The organism is Pseudomonas argentinensis (assembly GCF_001839655.2).
Classification (GTDB): domain Bacteria; phylum Pseudomonadota; class Gammaproteobacteria; order Pseudomonadales; family Pseudomonadaceae; genus Aquipseudomonas; species Aquipseudomonas argentinensis_B.
Genome location: NZ_CP056087.1, coordinates 1,091,792 through 1,107,452, shown reverse-complemented (window position 1 = coordinate 1,107,452; position 15,661 = coordinate 1,091,792). Strand labels below are relative to the sequence as shown.

Annotated in this window: 12 protein-coding genes; 5 read left to right on the top strand and 7 right to left on the bottom strand. The window is 65.9% G+C overall.

Annotation, left to right across the window (positions count from 1 at the left end; translation table 11 throughout):
- Positions 1-2 precede the first annotated feature (2 nt).
- From SA190iCDA_RS05000 to hslO, 3 genes are all read right to left on the bottom strand, one after another.
- Positions 3-1,928, bottom strand: coding sequence for a RecQ family ATP-dependent DNA helicase (locus SA190iCDA_RS05000; protein ID WP_070884617.1), 1,926 nt, complete (start codon positions 1,926-1,928; stop codon positions 3-5).
- 153 nt (positions 1,929-2,081) lie between these two features.
- Positions 2,082-3,623, bottom strand: a complete 1,542-nt coding sequence (locus tag SA190iCDA_RS04995; RefSeq protein ID WP_070884618.1) for a phosphoenolpyruvate carboxykinase — start codon at positions 3,621-3,623, stop codon at positions 2,082-2,084.
- Positions 3,624-3,776: 153 nt separating this feature from the next.
- Complete coding sequence (gene hslO, locus SA190iCDA_RS04990) at positions 3,777-4,664, bottom strand: Hsp33 family molecular chaperone HslO (RefSeq protein WP_070884619.1); 888 nt, start codon at positions 4,662-4,664, stop codon at positions 3,777-3,779.
- 212 nt (positions 4,665-4,876) lie between these two features.
- On the opposite strand from hslO, the gene SA190iCDA_RS04985 reads away from it, so the two are divergent.
- Complete coding sequence (locus SA190iCDA_RS04985; RefSeq protein ID WP_083329728.1) at positions 4,877-5,668, top strand: phosphatase PAP2 family protein; 792 nt, start codon at positions 4,877-4,879, stop codon at positions 5,666-5,668.
- Positions 5,669-5,699: 31 nt separating this feature from the next.
- Here the strand turns inward: SA190iCDA_RS04985 and SA190iCDA_RS04980 are convergent, their stop codons facing one another.
- A complete protein-coding gene (locus SA190iCDA_RS04980; protein WP_070884620.1) occupies positions 5,700-6,125 on the bottom strand; it encodes a S4 domain-containing protein in 426 nt (141 codons plus the stop codon).
- A 78-nt stretch (positions 6,126-6,203) separates the two neighbouring features.
- Here SA190iCDA_RS04980 and SA190iCDA_RS04975 point away from each other — a divergent pair, with 78 nt between their 5' ends.
- The 4 genes from SA190iCDA_RS04975 (at position 6,204) to SA190iCDA_RS04960 (ending at position 9,331) form a co-directional block, all read left to right on the top strand.
- Entirely contained in the window at positions 6,204-6,995 is a 792-nt protein-coding gene (locus tag SA190iCDA_RS04975; RefSeq protein ID WP_070884621.1) for an EAL domain-containing protein, read from the top strand.
- A 139-nt stretch (positions 6,996-7,134) separates the two neighbouring features.
- Positions 7,135-7,536, top strand: a complete 402-nt coding sequence (locus SA190iCDA_RS04970; RefSeq protein ID WP_236101235.1) for an ATP-dependent zinc protease — start codon at positions 7,135-7,137, stop codon at positions 7,534-7,536.
- Positions 7,533-8,438 (top strand): 30S ribosomal protein S6--L-glutamate ligase, encoded by a 906-nt coding sequence (gene rimK / locus SA190iCDA_RS04965; protein ID WP_070884623.1) that lies wholly within the window; start codon positions 7,533-7,535, stop codon positions 8,436-8,438. Before SA190iCDA_RS04970 ends, rimK begins: the two co-directional genes overlap by 4 nt.
- The gene (locus SA190iCDA_RS04960; protein ID WP_070884624.1) at positions 8,435-9,331 is read left to right on the top strand and encodes a S66 peptidase family protein; all 897 of its coding nucleotides are present in this window, start codon (positions 8,435-8,437) and stop codon (positions 9,329-9,331) included. The genes rimK and SA190iCDA_RS04960 overlap by 4 nt, the downstream gene beginning before the upstream one ends.
- A gap of 4 nt (positions 9,332-9,335) precedes the next feature.
- Here the strand turns inward: SA190iCDA_RS04960 and SA190iCDA_RS04955 are convergent, their stop codons facing one another.
- The 3 genes from SA190iCDA_RS04955 to ompR form a co-directional block, all read right to left on the bottom strand.
- Positions 9,336-13,115, bottom strand: coding sequence for an EAL domain-containing protein (locus tag SA190iCDA_RS04955; protein WP_070884625.1), 3,780 nt, complete (start codon positions 13,113-13,115; stop codon positions 9,336-9,338).
- Positions 13,116-13,205: 90 nt separating this feature from the next.
- Complete coding sequence (locus SA190iCDA_RS04950) at positions 13,206-14,519, bottom strand: ATP-binding protein (protein ID WP_070884626.1); 1,314 nt, start codon at positions 14,517-14,519, stop codon at positions 13,206-13,208.
- Between the two features lie 282 nt (positions 14,520-14,801).
- Positions 14,802-15,539 (bottom strand): two-component system response regulator OmpR, encoded by a 738-nt coding sequence (gene ompR, locus SA190iCDA_RS04945; RefSeq protein ID WP_070884627.1) that lies wholly within the window; start codon positions 15,537-15,539, stop codon positions 14,802-14,804.
- Between the last annotated feature and the right edge of the window lie 122 nt (positions 15,540-15,661).

The window sequence follows — 15,661 nt, the reverse complement described above, 5'->3', positions numbered from 1 at the left end:
CGTCAGGCGTTGCCCAGCCAGGCACGAATCTCGCCGTAGGGATAATCCTCCAGCGCAGCGAAACCCTTGATCTGCCGCGCCTTGAGGCGGGTGAACAGTGGCGAGCCGAGGCCGCAGAGAAAGCGTGCCAGGCATTCGTTACCGGGCCATTCGCCGCCTCGTGCAGCTTGGTGGGCGGCGATGAATGGCGTGCACAAGGCATTGCGGTCGTGCTCCGCCAGGGGCGGCAGCGCCGGCGGTTCGGGCAACTGGGCGATCTGGCCGCGGCACACCGAGCAGTGTCCGCATTGCTGGGGCGCCTGCTCGTCGCCAAAATAGCGGGCCAGGCGATGACTCAGGCACTGCTCACCGGCGAACAACGCGAGCATGGCCTGGATACGGCGGATCTCGCTGCCCTCCTGGGCGACGAAATAGGCGTGCAGCTCGCCGGCCAGCGCTTGCGCGTCGAAGTCCGCCTGCAGCACGGTGTAGACGTCGGTCATCTGCTTGCTTTCCAGCTCGATCCAACCGCGCTCCTGCAGGTAGTCCAGCGCCTTGACCACCCGGGCGCGCGGCGCCTGATGCCCGCTGTAGAGCGCGTCGAAATCCACGGTGCACCAGGTGCGGGCCCGGGTGGAAGCATTGAAGATGGCCTCGAGGAACTGCCGCCGCTCACCCTCGAAGCGCGCCAGCAGCGCTTCCGGCTCGACCAGGTACTTGAAGCGGTACTCGGCGAAATAGGCGTAGCGCGGCGCGATGATGCCGCGCAGCTCCAGCTGCACCAGCAGGGTCTTGAGCGGCAGCGCGCGGATGTTGCTGTGATCGCTCAGCGCATTGACGGTCATTTGCCACTGGCCGCCCTGGCTGTTGCCGCGAATCTCCTCGAGCACCCGGACGATGCCGCTTAGCTCCGGCGTGTCGCCGTACACGAAGTTTTCCAGCACGTTGAGGCTGTCGCGGTTGGCCAGCACCAGGCAGTCGGAGGCCTCGCCATCACGGCCGGCACGGCCGATCTCCTGACTGTAGTTTTCCACCGACTTGGGCAGATCGAAATGCACCACGTTGCGGATGTCACGCTTGTCGATGCCCATGCCAAAGGCGATGGTGGCGACGATGCAGCTCAGCTCACCGGCCATGAAGCGGCGCTGGATCGCCTCGCGCAGCTCGTGGCCCATGCCGGCATGGTAGGCGCTGACGGACAGGCCCCGCTGGCTCAGTTGTTCGGCGACCTGCTCGGCGGTCTTCTGCTGGGTGACGTAGACGATGCTCGGCTCGCCCTGCTTGGCGCCCAGCCACTGCTCGAGGCGCCGCTGCTTGTCGCGGCCAGCCACCGGCTCGACCAGCAGATTGAGGTTCGGGCGGTAGAAGCCGGTGGTGACCACATCGCCGGCGGCGATGGCGAACTTCTTCTGCATGTCCTTGATCACCGGCGGCGTCGCCGTGGCGGTGAGCAGCAGCACCTGAGAGATGCCGAACTGGCGCTGGTAGTCCGGCAGCTTCAGGTAATCCGGGCGGAAGTTATGACCCCACTCGGAAATGCAGTGGGCTTCGTCGACCACCAGCAGGGAAATCGGCACCTCACTGATAAAGTTGCGAAAACGCTCGTTCTTCAGGCGCTCGACCGAGATCATCAGGATCTTCAGCTCACCGGCCTTGGCCTTGGTCATGGTCTCGCTGACCTGTTCGCGGCTCTGCGCCGAATCGATGCTGGCCGCGCTGATGCCGTGGCGGTGCAGAAAGGCCAGCTGATCCTGCATCAACGCCAGGAGCGGCGACACCACCAGGGTCAGATTGGGCAGGTGCAGGGCCGGCAGCTGGTAACACAGGGACTTGCCCGAGCCGGTGGGAAAGATCGCCGCTGCCGAACGACCGGCGAGCACGGCGCTGATCACCGCGTCCTGGCCGGGGCGCAGTTGATCGAAACCGAAGACACGTTTGAGGGTGGACATGGGCTGTCACTCCGTTGACCGCTGAATGGCCAATAACCGTAACCTGTGTGGCATGCATTTCACAGCGCACAGCCACCCGGGGACTGCGAGAAGTGTTGCACCATAAATGACAAAGCCGCCCGAAGGCGGCTCTGTCAGCAAGCACAGGTCAGCTTACAGCTGCGGGCCGGCGCTCTTGATGGCATCGCTCACTTCGAACTTGGTGAAGTTGTCGATGAACAGCTTGGCCAGGCCTTTGGCGGCCTCGTCGTAGGCGCTCTGGTCAGCCCAGGTGTTGCGTGGGTTGAGCAGGTTGGTCTCGACGCCCGGTACCGACTTCGGTACATCCAGGTTGATGATTGGCAGGTGCTCGGTCTCGGCGCCGATCAGCGCACCGCTCTGGATCGCGGCGATGACGCCACGGGTGGTCGGGATGTTGAAACGCTTGCCGACGCCGTAGCCACCCCCGGTCCAGCCGGTGTTGACCAGGTAGACCTTGGAGCCGAAGGCCTGGATGCGCTTGATCAGCAGCTCGGCGTAGACACCGGCCGGACGCGGGAAGAACGGCGCGCCGAAGCAGGTGGAGAAGGTCGACTTGATGCCGCTGCCCGAACCCATTTCGGTGGAACCGACCAGGGCGGTGTAGCCGGACAGGAAGTGGTAGGCGGCCTGCTCGTTGTTGAGGATCGACACCGGCGGCAGTACGCCGGTCAGGTCGCAGGTCAGGAAGATCACCGCATTCGGCTCGCCACCGAGGTTCTTCTCGCTGCGCTTCTCGACGAACTCCAGCGGGTAGGCGGCGCGGCTGTTCTGGGTCAGGCTGTCGTCGGTGTAATCCGGCTTGCGCTGCTCGTCGAGCACCACGTTTTCCAGCACGGTGCCGAACTTGATGGCCTTCCAGATCACCGGCTCGTTCTTCTCGGACAGGTCGATGCACTTGGCATAGCAACCGCCCTCGATGTTGAACACCACGCCCTCGCCCCAGCCGTGCTCGTCGTCACCGATCAGGTAACGGCTTTCATCGGCGGACAGGGTGGTCTTGCCGGTACCGGACAGGCCGAAGAACAGGGTCACGTCGCCTTCTTCGCCGATGTTGGCGGCGCAGTGCATCGGCAGCACGTCGGCGGCCGGCAGCAGGAAGTTCTGCACGCTGAACATGGCTTTCTTCATCTCACCGGCGTAACGCATGCCGGCGATCAGCACCTTCTTCTGGGCGAAGTTGATGATCACGCAGCCGTCGGAGTTGGTGCCGTCGCGCTCAGGCACGCATTCGAAGTTGGCGACGTTGAGAACCTGCCACTCCTGCTTGCCGGACGGGTTGTACTGGCTCGGCTCGATGAACAGCTGACGGCCGAAGAGGTTCTGCCAGGCGGTGGCAGTGGTCATCTTGACGGGCAGGTAGTGAGCTTCGGCGGAACCTACATGAACGTGGGAAACGAAGCTGTCCTGGGCATCGGAGAACGCCTGGACGCGCTCCCACAGCGCATCGAACTTGTCGGCTGGAAACTTGCGGTTGATCGGGCCCCAGCCGATGTCGGCCGAAGTGCTCGGCTCGTCGACGATGAAGCGGTCGACCGGAGAACGCCCGGTACGGTGGCCGGTGCGTACAACCAGAGCACCGGTGGACGCCAGTTCGCCTTCACCGCGACGAAGGGCTTCTTCGACCAGTTGGGCAGTGCTGATGTCGGTGTACACAGCGTTGTTGGCTTGCGTCATGTGAGTCCCCGTCGGCCGAACGGCCGAGTCTTCCAAACGTTTGTAGTCATGCAAAGAGCAGGACTACAGCTAAAAAAGTGCGCGGATTATGCCAGAAAAGCGGGCCGCGGGTGCAGCCCCCAATCAGAACAGCCTGCGCGTTGCTGGCAGCCCTCAGTGACGGGTGTCGGAGGGCTGCTGACTGCCTCCGCCAGCGAACAGCTGAGCGATGTCGGCGGCATCGAAGCCGTAGCGTTCGTTGCAGAACTGACAGTCGATTTCCACGCGGCCGTGATGCTCGCTGAGCAGCAGCTCGGCATCGGGCCGCCCTAAACTGACCAGCGCTTTGGCCGAGCGTTCACGCGAGCAACTACAACGGAAGCGAATGCCACGCGGCTCGAACAGGCGAACCGTCTCCTGATGGTACAGGCGGTGCAACAGGGTCTCGTTGTCCAGGCCCAGCAATTCCTCGTTCTGCAGGGTGTCGGCGAGGGTCACCAGATGCTCCCAGCTGGCGGCGCGCTCCTCGTCGTCGGTCAGGCGATCGGGTGGCAGTTGCTGGAGCAGCAGGCCGCGGGCGCGCAGGCCGTCGGCGCACAGCCAGAAACGCGTGGCCAACTGCTCGGAGGTGGCGAAATAGTTGGTCAGAGAGTCGGCCAGGGTGGCGCCGTCCAGCGACACGATGCCCTGGTAACGCTGGCCCTGCTTGGGATCGACGGTCATCGCCAGCACGCCCTCGGGCATCAGCTGACGCAGGCCGTCACCCTCGGCGATGCGCTCGGCGTCGTAACGGGCGATGCCCCGCACGTCACCGTCGCTGGAGCACTCCACCATCAACAACGGCACCGGGCCTTCGGAGCGCACCTGCAGCACCAGCAGGCCATCGAACTTCAGGGTACCGACCAGCAGCGAGGCAGCGGCCAGCAGCTCACCGAGCAGTTGCGCCACCGGGCGCGGATAATCGTGCTTGGCCAGCACCTGCTGATAGCTGCCGGACAGCCCCACCAGTTCACCGCGCACATCGGTGTCGTCGAAAATAAAGCGTTGGGTGAAGTCGGACATAACGGGTCGCCTGCTGAGGGATGCTAGACAGGCCAGGGGCGCACCCACTGGACTGGGGGCCGGCAATTTTAGGCGCAAACGCGGCGCCGACCAAGCCGCAGGCGAAGAACGGCTGGCGTGCAGCAGCTGAACGCCGACTGAACGAAGCGCCGATAGGGGCCAGCCGGGCTCGCTGCCTGCCTAGAATCGGCGGTTTTCTTCGAGCCGCCATCATGCATCCCGCTCTCAGTGCCCAATGGCGCCCACGCGCCCTGTTCATCAGCCACCTGCTCATCGGCCTGCTGTTCGCCAGTTGGCTGTGGCCGGTCACCCGCCTGTACTGGAATCAGTTCGACCTGTGGCTGTTCCACCTGCTCAACGACCCGGTGCACGCCGCTGGCCTGTGGGCGCATATCTGGGCCATCGGCAGCATGCGCCCGGTGGATGCCGGCGTCGGTATGGTGATGCTGGCGATCATGCTGCGCGCCGGGCTGATCTTTCCGGCCAGCCAGGTGCGCATCGGGCTCTATGCGTTTCTGCTGGCGCTGATCGTCATGCTGCTGATGCGCGTGGGCTTTTCCGACCTGGTCGAATACATGGGCTGGCAGCATGCGAGCCCCTCGTTACAGATCGAAGGCAGTGCACGGCTGACCGAGATGTTCCCGGCCTGGGAAGAGCGCTGGGACCTCAAGGACAGCGCCAGCCGCAGCTTCCCCGGCGACCACGCCTCGGTGCTGATGATCTGGGCGATGTTCTGCAGCTTCTTCGTCAACGGCTGGCGCCGCCTGCTGGTGTGGACGGTGGCGGTGATCGGCATGCTGCCGCGCCTGGTCGCCGGCGCCCACTGGGGCGCGGACGCCTTCGTCGGCGGTGTGCTGCTCAGCGTGCTGGGCATCGCCTGGAGCTGCTACACGCCCCTGGCCTACCGCGCCAGCGCCGCCCTCGAGCGGGCGACGGCACCCTTGATGAGCGCCCTGGCGCGGCTGCCGGTGATCGGCGCCTTCGCGGTGGTCAGCGGACGCTGACCAGCACTGGGCTGCCCCACGACGGGCAGCCCTACTCCACCCATTCTCCCGAGCCGCCGCGCAGGTAGAACAACTGCCGGCGCTGCTTCTTGCTCGGCCGCCCTTCGGTCTGCACGCCCAGGGCTCCGGCCTTGCGCTGCTCGGCCGCCTTCTCGCGGCGCACGATGCTCTCACCGGTCTCGGCGTACAGGGTCTGCGCCTCGGGGGCCCCGCGACGCACCACCGACAGCGCCTGCACCACCACGGTCCGCTCGTCGAAGCCGGTGCGAATCACATACTCCTCGCCAACCCTGGGCTCCTTGCCCGGCTTGCAGCGCTCGCCCCGGCAGTGCACCTTGCCGCCCTCGATCGCCGCCTTGGCCAGTGCGCGGGTCTTGTAGAAGCGCGCGGCCCACAGCCACTTGTCTAACCTTACCTTGTCATCGGCATCCTGCTTTGCCACCCTTACCTCACTCATTGCAATTCTTTCCACACTCCAGCCTGTGCGCATTGTCCGATGCATGCAAGCCCGAGCGATCCTCATTCTGGAGCAGCGGTGACCCACTTTCCCAGCGATCTCGTCCACCCCGAAAAATGCCGTGGCTGCCAGGGCAGCACCGAGCTGGATTTCGCCTTCAATTTCGCCTTCCAGCCGATCATCGACATCCGCACCCGCCAGGTGTTCGCCCACGAGGCACTGGTGCGCGGGCCGGCGGGTGAAGGTGCGCTATCGGTGCTTGAGCGCGTCAACGACGACAACCGCTACCGCTTCGATCAGCGCTGCCGCACCCAGGCGATTGCCGAAGCCAAGCAACTGGGCATGGCCAGCTACCTGTCGATCAACTTTCTACCCAATGCCGTGTACCGCCCCGAACTGTGCATCCGCAGCACCCTGGAAGCGGCGCGCCAGCACGATTTTCCGCTCGACCGGCTGATCTTCGAGACCCTGGAAAGCGACCATATGGCCGACAGCAAGCACCTGACCAACATCCTGCGCCAGTACCAGGAGTTCGGCTTCAAGACCGCCATCGACGACTTCGGCGCCGGCCATTCCGGTCTCAACCTGCTGGCCGATTTCCAGCCCGACCTGATCAAGCTGGACATGGCGCTGATTCGCAACGTCGACAGGGACAACGCCCGCCAGGCCATCGTGCGCGGCATCCTCGGCATATGTAACGATCTGGGTGTAACGGTGATCGCCGAAGGGATCGAGACGCCGGGCGAGCGGGACTTCCTCGCCGCCAGCGGCATCGACCTGATGCAGGGTTACCTGTTCGCCAAGCCGCAGTTCAGAGGGTTGCCCGGTGTAACCGATACGGCGTGGGCATCGGCGCCGATCACCCACTGACAGCGATGCAGCACTGCGGATTTTCAGTACCATGCGCGCCAGATGCGCGACCCTGTAGATACGGACAGCTTCCTTGAAGACATTCGACCACCTCAACGTGATCGGCCTGCGCGAGTGGGTGAACCTGCCGGAGCTGGGCATCGTCGGCCTGCGCGCCAAGATCGACACCGGCGCCAGCACCTCGAGCCTGCATGCCAGCGACATCCAGCCGTTCGAGCGTGACGGCGAACGCTGGGTGCGCTTCACTGCCTATATCGGCACCCAGGTGCAGCGCCGCCATCGCTGCGAGGCGCGCCTGGTGGCGCTGAAGACCATCAAGAGTTCCAATGGCCAGGCCCAGAGCCGCTACGTGATCCGTACCAGCCTGATGCTGGGTGATCTGCAGTGGCCGGTGGAGTTCACCCTGGCCAGCCGCAAGACCATGCGCTATCGCATGCTGCTCGGCTCCAAAGCGCTGGTCGACGGCCAACTGGTGGTCAACCCGGCGCTCACTTACGTGCAAGACAAACCCGTGCTTCCCGACCCGACCGGTGCCCAATGAAAATCGCTGTGCTGTCGCGCAATCCGCGCCTGTATTCCACGCGTCGTCTGGTCGAAGCCGGGCAGCAGCGCGGCCATGAAATGGTGGTGATCGACACCCTGCGCGCCTACATGAACATCGCCAGCCACAAGCCGCAGATCCACTACCGTGGCAAGCCCCTGGAGGGCTTCGACGCGGTGATCCCGCGCATCGGTGCCTCGGTGACCTTCTATGGCTGCGCGGTGCTGCGCCAGTTCGAGATGATGGGCGTGGTGCCGCTCAACGAATCGGTGGCCATCGCCCGCTCGAGGGACAAGCTGCGCTCGCTGCAGCTGCTCTCGCGGCGCGGTATCGGCCTGCCGGTGACCGGCTTCGCCCACTCGCCGGACGACATTCCCGACCTGATCCAGATGGTCAACGGCGCACCGCTGGTGATCAAGGTGCTGGAAGGCACCCAGGGCATCGGCGTGGTGCTCTGTGAAACCGAAAAGGCCGCCGAGTCGGTGATCGAGGCCTTCATGGGCCTCAAGCAGAACATCATGGTGCAGGAATACATCAAGGAAGCCGGCGGCGCCGACATCCGCTGCTTCGTGGTCGGCGACAAGGTCATCGCGGCGATGAAGCGCCAGGCCAAGCCCGGCGAGTTCCGTTCCAACCTGCACCGCGGCGGCACCGCCAGCCTGATCAAGATCACCCCGGAAGAACGCATGACCGCCATCCGCGCCGCCAAGGTGATGGGCCTGTCGGTGGCCGGCGTCGACATCCTGCGCTCCAACCACGGCCCGCTGGTAATGGAGGTGAACTCCTCGCCGGGCCTGGAAGGCATCGAAGTGACCACCGGCAAGGACGTCGCCGGGATGATCATCGGCTACCTGGAAAAGAACGGCGGCCCCAACCTGACACGCACCAAGGGTAAAGGATGAGCACAGCCTTCAAGGGCCGCCTGGCCCTGATCGCCCCCGCCTCGGCCATCGCCGACGAGATCTTCGAGGCCACCCTGGCGCAGCTCGAGGTGCAAGGCATCGATTACCACCTGGGCCGCCACGTGCGCGCCCGTCATCGCTACCTAGCGGGCACGCCGGCGCAGCGCCTGGCCGACCTGCACGAAGCCTTCAGCCTGCCGGACATCGACGCCGTCTGGTGCCTGCGCGGCGGCTACGGCAGTGCGCAACTGTTGCCGGGCATCGACTGGACGCGGCTGCAGAATGCCAGCCCGCGCCCGCTTATCGGCTACTCCGACCTGTCGATCCTGCTCGACGCCTTCGCCCGCCATGAGCTGCCCGGCATCCACGGCCCGGTGGCCACCGCCCTCGGCCTGCAGGCCCTGGCCGCGCCGGCCGGCCAACGCGAGCGGCTGGCGTCGATGCGCTCGCTGTGGGATCTGCTGCAGGGCCACAGCCACTCGTTGCCGGTGCGCCATCTCAGCGGCCCGCAAACGGCGGTGAGCGGCCCGCTGCTCGGCGGCAACCTCACCGCCCTGGCCAGCGGCTGCGGCACCGTCGCCAGCGTGCAGCTGCCGAAGGATGCCATCCTGATTCTCGAGGACGTCGGCGAGCCTTACTACCGCCTGGAGCGCAGCTTCTGGCAGCTGTTCGAGAGCTTCGCCGAGCGCCGCCCGGCCGCAGTGTGCCTGGGCAGTTTCACCGACTGCCCGCGGCGCGGCGTGCAGCACAGCCTCGAGGACATCATCGGCGAGTACCTGGCGCCCTTCGATATTCCGCTCTACGGCGAGCTGCCCAGCGGCCATGGCGACGCCAACTTCGCCTGGCCTTACGGCCGCCAGGCGCGCTTGCAAGGCGATACGCTGAGCTGGTGACGCCTCAGGAAGGGGGGGGCCGGGCCAGGCGCTCGAGAAAATCCGCCTCGATCATCGGCCTGCCAAGCAGGTAGCCCTGGCCCACCTCGCATCCCAGTTTTTTCAGGTGCTCGAGCTGCTCCGGCGTTTCGATGCCCTCGGCCACGCATTCCAGGCCCAGGTTGCGGGCGATCATCAGGATGGTTTCCACCAGCAGGACGTTGTTGCCATTGCCACCGGCGCCCAGGTCCTGGGTGAAGCTGCGGTCGATCTTCAGGCGGTCCAGCGGCAGCCGCTTGAGGTAGGTCAGGGAGGAATAGCCGGTGCCGAAGTCGTCGATCGAGAATCGCACGCCAAGGGCCTTGAGCGCCCCCATGTTGGCGATGCATTGCTCGACGTCCTCGAGCAGCACGCCCTCGGTGAGTTCCAGCTCCAGCGCCGTGGCCGGCACGCCGTGGCGCTCCAGGCAGCCGCGCACCCGCTCGACGCACTCGCGGCTGCGCAGCTCCCGCGGGCTGAGGTTCACCGCCAGCACCACGCCGGGGTATTGCGGCAACCAGCCCTGCAGCGTGGCGCATGCCCGCTCCAGTACCCAGCTGCCGATGTCCTGGATCAAACCGGTTTCCTCGGCCAGCGGGATGAACTGGCCCGGCAGGATTTCACCCTTCTCCGGGTGCGCCCAGCGCACCAGTACCTCGGCACCGATCAGCTGACCATCGCCCAGTTGCAGCTGCGGCTGGAATACCAGATACAGCTGGTCGCGGGCAATCGCCTGGCGCAGCTCGCCCTGCAGCTGCAGGCGCTGGTCAATGGCCGCCTGCATCTCCGGGGCGAAGAAGTGCAGAGCGTTGCGCCCGGCCTGCTTGGCGCGGTACATGGCGGTATCCGCCTGCTTGAGCACATCGGAGGCGTTCTGCTCGCCAAATGGATGCAGGGCGATGCCGATGCTGGCACTTATCGACAGCTCGTGGCCATCGACCACGCAAGGCCGCTCCAGGCTCTTGAGCAGGCGCTCGCCGACCATCGCCGCCTGCTCGCCCGCCAACTGGGCATTGGCGTCGAGCCCCTCGAGCAGCACCACGAACTCGTCGCCGCCCATGCGCGCCAGGGTGTCTTCGTTGCGCAGCTGTGCCTCCAGGCGCGCGGTGACATCACGCAGCAGGCTGTCGCCGACCAGATGGCCAAGGCTGTCGTTGACCGTCTTGAAATGGTCGAGGTCGATGAACAGCAGCGCGCCCAGGCTGCCCTGGCGAATCTCGCGATCCATGGCGTGCTGCAGGCGGTCGAGCATCAGCCGACGATTGGGCAGGCCGGTCAGTTCGTCGCTGTAGGCCAGGCGCTCGATCTCGCGCTGATAGCGCTGGCGCTCGGAAATGTCCGTCACGCTGCAGCGAATCAAGATCGGCTCGCCCGGCAAGCGCACCAGGCGCACCTCGCACGGGAATTCCCGGCCGTTGCTGTCGCAGTGCAGCCATTCGAACACCGGCACTTCACCCGCCAGAGCGGCCTTGAGGTAGTGCTTGGCGGCCTCGGACGACGGCCTGCCGTCGGCTTGCAACTGCGGGCTCAGCTCGAAGGGCCGGCGATGGAGCAGCTCCTCGCGGCGATAGCCGAACAGGCGCAGGGCGTTGCCGTTGAAATCGACCATGCCGCCCTCCTCGCTGTACAGCATGATTGCCTCCGGCGCATGCTCGACGACGGTCCGGTAGCGGGCTTCTGCCTCGAAGCGCGCACTGATGTCCTCGACCAGCACCAGAAACAGGCTGACCCCGCCATCGTTGCGCCGCACCGCGCGCAGGTTGAGCCGTGTCGGCACCCGGCTGCCATCGGCGCGCAGGAAGTTGCGGTCGCGCTCGAAGCCCTCGCGGCTGCCGGCCAGCACCTCGTCGAGCAGCGGTTGCTCGGCTTCCAGGTCATCCGCGCAACTGATGCCGGCCCAGCTGGACTCGAGCAACTGCTCACGACTCAGGCCGAGGATGCTGCACAGTTTGAGGTTGACCTCCGACCAGCCGAAGGTCGGGGTGATCAACGCCATGCCGATCAGCGGCGCCTCGAAGAACAGGCGCAGGCGGTCGTCGCGCTCGCGCAACTGCTGCTCGGTGCGCCGCCGGGCGGTGATGTCCTGGGCGGCGCCGTAGATGCGCACCAGCTCGCCGCCGTCGCGCTCGGCGACCCCGAGCAACCTCACCCAGCGCGTGCGGCCCCTGGCGGTGGTGGCGCGCACCTCGATATCGAACTGGTCCTCGCCCTTGTAGATCTTCTGCAGGGTGCGGCCGATCAGCTCGCGGCCGGCGGCATCGAACTGGCTCAGCGACTCCTCGAAGGACGGCGCGCCACTTTTCGGATCCAGCTCGTAGATGGCGAAGCAGCCGGCGCTCCAGTACATGCTCATGTCGCGCATGTTCAGGGACCAGCCGCCCAGGTCGGCGATGTTTTCCGTCTGGGTGAACAGGTGGCTCTGCTGCTGCAGGGTTTCGCGCTGACGCACCATGTCCTGGGCCAGTTGCTCACGGGCGCTGACGTCCTGCTGCATGACGATGAAGTGGCTGACGCCCTCCTCGTCGCGCATCGGCGCCAGAATCACTTCGCCCCAGAAGGCCTCACCATCCTGGCGCTGCAGGCGCAGTACGGCATTGCCGGGCACCTCACGGCGGATGGCGGTTTCCAGGACATGCAGGCCTTCGTGGCGTTTCTCGCCACGCAGCAGCTCGAGCAGGCTCGCCCCGAGCGTGGCGTCCGCTTGGCGCCCGGTGATCTGCTCGAAGGCCGGGTTGCAGTAAATCAGTGGCAGCTGCGCCTGCCGCGCGTCGGCGATCAATACGCCCAGCGGGCTGGCATCCAGTGCCGAATGCGCCAGGGTCAGCTGACGTTGCACCGCCGCGCTATGCACCAGGGCCAGGCGCAGATCGGTGAGACTGCGGCCGATCAGCAGCGCCGCCACCACGAACAGCAGGATGCCGACGTGCAGCTCCAGACGCTGCGGTTCGATCCAGCTGCTGACCGTCAGCACCTGGCCCCACGGCAGCCCCAGGGTGGCCAGGGCGCTGACCGCCGCCCCGCACACCGCGCCGGAAAAGCCCCAGACCAGTGCCAGCCCCAGCATGACCAGGCCCGCGGCCGGCATCTTCAGGGTTGCCGGCAGCAGCTCCAGCAACAGCGGCAGGCACACCAGCACCGGCAGCAGCGCGTAGCGCGACGGCAAGGTGCGCAAGGCCATCGGCACCTGCAGCAGGGGCACCGCGATGCCCTCGGCCGGCACCAGCCAGCCACGGCGGCGCAGCATGGGGCTGAGGTAGGTCAGCAGGGCGATGGCGATCACCAGTGAGCTCAGGCTGTCGACCAGCCACAGGGTCAGCACCAGCTGTGGCAACTGCGCCATCGTCAGCTCGCCGAGGAACACGCGGCAGCCGATCAACAGCAGGCTGGTCAGCGCCACCGGTAGCAGAACGCCCAGCAGGATGAAGCGCAGCACGTGGCTGATGTCCGGCAGGGCGGCATCGAACGGGCGCCAGCGCAACAGCAGGTAACAGCAGGCGACGCCGAGGGTTTCCGGGAGCGCATGCAGGGGCGCCTGGTGCCAGTCCAGCCCCCATAGCGGCGTGGAGAGCAGCGCGTTGGCATAGAGCGCTAGCAGCACGCGTGGCCCCCACCAGAGCACCAGCACCAGGCCGAGGGCGAACGGCAGATAGAGGACGCCCAGCCCGCTCTCGACCTGGGTGGTCAGCGACAGCTGGGTCGCCAGCTGGAACACCGGTAGCGGCAACCACCAGGTCCAGAACGGCAAGCGCTCGGCAGTGCGGGGCATACGAACCTCATATCGCTATGCCAGCACAGCATGAAGCAGCCCGTCAGGGCTGTACAGGTGCCTGCATCGAGTTAACAGCCTAGCCGAGAATCAGGCCGCGTCGCGTGGCAGCAGCAAGCCCAGAGGCAGGCAGATACGGGCTTCCAGGCCTCCGCCGGTACGGTTGCGCAGCTCCACGCTGCCGCCATGCAGCGAGGCGATGCGCTTGACGATGGCCAGGCCCAGGCCGGCGCCCTTGCCACCGCGAGCGCTGTCGCCACGGATGAAAGGGTTGACGATACTGCTCAGCTCGCTCGGGTCGATACCGGCGCCTCGGTCCATCACGCTGAGCACCACGTAGGGCGCACTGTGGTCAGCGGCCACCGACAGGACGATCTCCACCGGGCTGCCGCCATAGCGCAGGGCGTTCTCGATGAGGTTGACGATCAGCCGCTTGATCGACACCCGACGCAGCGGAAAGGCCGGCACCGCTTCGAGGAACAGGCGCACCTGTTCGCTCTTCTGGTTGTAGGGGGCGACCACCTCGCGAATCAGCTCGGGCAGCACCAGCTCCTCGACGGGCTCGTCGCGACCGTCGCGGATAAAGGCCAGGAACTGGTCGAGGATGGCGTCCATGTCCTCGATGTCGCGCACCATGTCGTCGGTCAGCTCCGAATCATGGTCGAGAAACTCCAGCGACAGCCGCAATCGGGTAAGCGGCGTACGCAAGTCATGGGACACCCCGGCCAGCATCAGCTCACGCTCACGCCCGGCCTGCTCGACGTCCTCGGCCATCTGGTTGAACGCGCGGTACACCTCGGCCATTTCGCTCGGCGTGTCACCGACCGGTAGCCGCACGCTGCGGCCCTGGCCGAACTGGCGGGCGGCGATCACCAGGCGTTTGAGCGGCGCGCTGAGCTGGCGCACGAAGATCCATGCCGCTGCCGTGGACAACAGGCCGATGCCCAGGAACCAGCCCAGCACGCTCCAGATCCGCTGGCCACGCAACGGGTGCGGGTAGAGCGGCACGCGAACCCAGTCCTCGCCAAGGGTCGGCGCATGGACCCAGAGGGCTGGCGGGCTCTTGGCGCGGACCCGGGTTTCGGTTTCCGGTCCCAGCTCGGACTGCATCTGCCGCTGGAAGATCTCGCTATAGGGCCAGTGCTCCTCGCTGGCCGGCACTTCGGCACGGGTCACCCGCTTGAGACCGGCAGCCTCGGCGATATTGCCGCGGTCCTCGGGGTTCGCCGCCCAGTAGGCGCGCAAGGTCAGTGCGGCGCCGTGGCTGTACTGACGGTCCACCAGTACGTCCTCGTTCATCATCAGGTAGACGAGGGTCAGCGCCTTGGAGAACAGCACGACGATCAGCACCAGCCAGAGGGTGCGCGAGAAGAAGCTTTGCGGAAACCAGAGTGGAGCTTTCATAGGAACAGGTGCCGGGGCAGAACGCTGAAGGCGGAAGGCTTAACGAACGAGGGCTGGGTTCGGTCTCCAGCCCTCATACGCTTTATTGGCTTACAGGCCATTGAGAAACCTAGGCGACGACTGCACGGATGCAGGAGGTAGAGCGAAGCAGAGAGCCCGAGCCGAGGCAAGCCAGGACAAGACGAGGATAGGCGAAGGAGCGGAGTGTACGAGTCGTACATGAGCCTTTTTCGCCTGTTCTCAACGCCGCGGTGGCAACGCAGGTCGTTTCTCACCGGCCTGTTACTTGTTGCCATCCGGCACGAACACATACCCCACGCCCCAGACGGTCTGGATATAGCGCGGCTTGGACGGATCCGGCTCGATCAGCCGGCGCAGGCGGGAGATCTGCACGTCGATGGAGCGCTCCAGGGCATCCCACTCCCGGCCACGGGCCAGGTTCATCAGCTTGTCGCGGGTCAGCGGCTCGCGGGCGTGCTGCACCAGCGCCTTGAGTACCGCGAACTCACCGGTGGTGAGCATGTGCACCTCGTCGCCCTTCTTCAGCTCGCGGGTGGCCAGGGACAGCTCGTACTCACCAAAGGTGACGCTCTCGTCCTCGCTGCCCGGGGCGCCCGGCACCACCGGCGCCTGGCGGCGCAGCACGGCCTTGATACGGGCCAGCAGTTCGCGGGGGTTGAAGGGCTTGGCCAGGTAGTCGTCGGCGCCGATTTCCAGACCCTGGATGCGGCTGCCCTCGTCGCCCTTGGCGGTCAGCATGATGATCGGCACCTGGTTGTTGGCGGCGCGCAGGCGACGGCAGGCACTCATGCCATCCTCGCCGGGCAGCATCAGGTCGAGCACCACCAGGTTGAACAGTTCGCGCGACAGCAGGCGGTCCATCTGCTCGACGTTCTCCACTGCTCGCACGCGATAGCCCTGCTCGTCGAAGAACCGTTCGAGCAGACGACGCAGGCGGGCGTCGTCATCGACAATCAGGATCTTCTCGCCTTCGACCGGTTGTACTGCAGTGCTGCTCATAGAGGCTCCTTGAACGAGAGTCCGCGGCGCGATGCGCCCGGCTGAACGGCGGCATTATGGCTCAGAGGCCGTATGGACCATGCCATGTCCATTGTTAGCAGATTTTTCGCCGCAATTGGCGC

Excerpts from the sequence above, each read along its gene's own strand:
- SA190iCDA_RS04985 (WP_083329728.1), top strand. The coding sequence starts at position 4,877 with ATGCATCCCGCTCTCAGTGCCCAATGGCGCCCACGCGCCCTGTTCATC.
- SA190iCDA_RS04980 (WP_070884620.1), bottom strand. The coding sequence starts at position 6,125 with ATGAGTGAGGTAAGGGTGGCAAAGCAGGATGCCGATGACAAGGTAAGG.
- rimK (WP_070884623.1), top strand. The coding sequence starts at position 7,533 with ATGAAAATCGCTGTGCTGTCGCGCAATCCGCGCCTGTATTCCACGCGT.
- SA190iCDA_RS04955 (WP_070884625.1), bottom strand. The coding sequence starts at position 13,115 with ATGCCCCGCACTGCCGAGCGCTTGCCGTTCTGGACCTGGTGGTTGCCG.
- SA190iCDA_RS05000 (WP_070884617.1), bottom strand. The coding sequence starts at position 1,928 with ATGTCCACCCTCAAACGTGTCTTCGGTTTCGATCAACTGCGCCCCGGC.
- ompR (WP_070884627.1), bottom strand. The coding sequence starts at position 15,539 with ATGAGCAGCACTGCAGTACAACCGGTCGAAGGCGAGAAGATCCTGATT.
- SA190iCDA_RS04995 (WP_070884618.1), bottom strand. The coding sequence starts at position 3,623 with ATGACGCAAGCCAACAACGCTGTGTACACCGACATCAGCACTGCCCAA.
- SA190iCDA_RS04950 (WP_070884626.1), bottom strand. The coding sequence starts at position 14,519 with ATGAAAGCTCCACTCTGGTTTCCGCAAAGCTTCTTCTCGCGCACCCTC.
- hslO (WP_070884619.1), bottom strand. The coding sequence starts at position 4,664 with ATGTCCGACTTCACCCAACGCTTTATTTTCGACGACACCGATGTGCGC.
- SA190iCDA_RS04960 (WP_070884624.1), top strand. The coding sequence starts at position 8,435 with ATGAGCACAGCCTTCAAGGGCCGCCTGGCCCTGATCGCCCCCGCCTCG.